The organism is Actinomadura montaniterrae, from assembly GCF_008923365.1.
Lineage (GTDB): Bacteria > Actinomycetota > Actinomycetes > Streptosporangiales > Streptosporangiaceae > Spirillospora > Spirillospora montaniterrae.
In genome coordinates this window covers 1-1,608 of the sequence record NZ_WBMR01000469.1, presented here as the reverse complement: position 1 = coordinate 1,608, position 1,608 = coordinate 1, and the positions used below count along the sequence as shown (strand labels likewise).

1 protein-coding gene is annotated in these 1,608 nt (G+C 73.8%); it reads left to right on the top strand.

The window, feature by feature from the left end:
- Nucleotides 1–97 precede the first annotated feature (97 nt).
- The gene (locus F9B16_RS50345; protein ID WP_225992700.1) at nucleotides 98–1,528 is read left to right on the top strand and encodes an MFS transporter; all 1,431 of its coding nucleotides are present in this window, start codon (nucleotides 98–100) and stop codon (nucleotides 1,526–1,528) included.
- Nucleotides 1,529–1,608 lie beyond the last annotated feature (80 nt).

Sequence of the window (1,608 nt, the reverse complement as noted above, 5' to 3'; positions counted from 1 at the left end):
TCACCTGCCGCATTACCCCTGACGTCATCGACCCGATGACCGCCCGCGGGAGATCGTCATGGTGCACGCACCGAGACGAACGAACCGGGGAGATCCCTTGTCCACCACCGCGACACCGCAGGCGGCCCGGCGGCCCCAGGACGGCGCGCCCGCGCACGCCGCACCGGCCGCCGGCCTGCTGGTCCTGCTCGTCGGCATCTTCATCACCACCCTCGACTTCTTCATCGTCAACGTCGCGATCCCCGACATCCAGAGCGACCTGCACGCCGGCACCGCCGCCACGCAGTGGGTCGTCGCCGGATTCGGGCTCGCGCTCGGCGGCGGGCTCATCACCGGCGGGCGGCTCGGCGACCTGATCGGCCGCCGCCGCATGTACGCCGCCGGGCTCACCGCGTTCACCGCCGCGTCCCTCGCCTGCGGCCTCGCCCCGACGCCGGGCGCGCTGATCGCATCCCGGGTCGCGCAGGGCATCGCCGCGGCGATGCTGATGCCGCAGGTACTCGGCATCATCAACGGCGCGTTCGAAGGCGCGGCACGCGTCCGCGCGTTCACCGCCTACGGCCTCACCATGGGCTTCGGCGGCGTGTTCGGACAGCTCATCGGCGGCGCCCTCATCCAGGCGGACCTCCTCGGCAGCGGCTGGCGCAGCATCTTCCTGATCAACGTGCCCATCGGCGCAGCCACCGTCGCGCTCGTCCGCCGCACCGTCCCCGCCACCCCCGCCGCCCGCGGCACCCGGCTCGACATCACCGGAACCGCGCTGGTCACGCTCGGCCTCGTCGCACTCGTCCTGCCACTGATCGAGGGCCGCCGGCTCGGCTGGCCCGAATGGACCTGGTTCTCATTCGCCGGCTCGGCCGTCCTGCTCGCCGCGTTCGCGCTGTGGCAGCGGCGCAGCGCCGCGCCGCTGATCGCGCCCGCGCTGTTCCGCGAGCGCGCCTTCACCGTCGGCGTCGGCATCGCCCTCGCCTACCAGCTCGCGATGGCCTCGTTCTTCCTCTACCTGGCGCTCTACCTGCAGCAGGGACGCGGCCTCAGCGCCCTGCAGTCGGGCCTGCTGTTCACCGCCCTCGGCGCCGGCTACTTCGCCGCCTCGACCCGCGCCGGCGCCATCGCCGCCCGCATCGGCCGACAGGTCCTCGCGCTCGGCGCCGCCATCCAAGCCATCGGCTGCCTGCTGCTGATCGACGGCATCGCCCAAGACGGCGGCGTCGCCTGGCTGATCCCCGGCCTCACCCTCGCCGGCGCAGGCATGGGCTTCGTCCTCGCCCCCATGTCAGCGCTCGTCCTGGCCGGCGTCGGCGAGCAGCACGCCGCGTCGGCCGCGGGCGTCCTGTCGACCTTCCAGCAGGTCGGCGGCGCAATCGGAGTCGCGGTCGTCGGAATCGTGTTCTACGACGTCCTCGGCACCCACCCCGCCCCGGCAGACGTCGCCGACGCCTTCAAAGCAGGCCTCCTGCCGATCATCGCCTTCTGCACCACCACCGCCGCCCTCGCCCAGCTCCTCCCCAAACCGCCCCGCCCATGACCCACCCGCACCCCCACCCGCCCCGGCACCCACCCGCCGGGGCGCCCGCATGCCCGAGGGCGCCGGGTCACAGCGAGGCG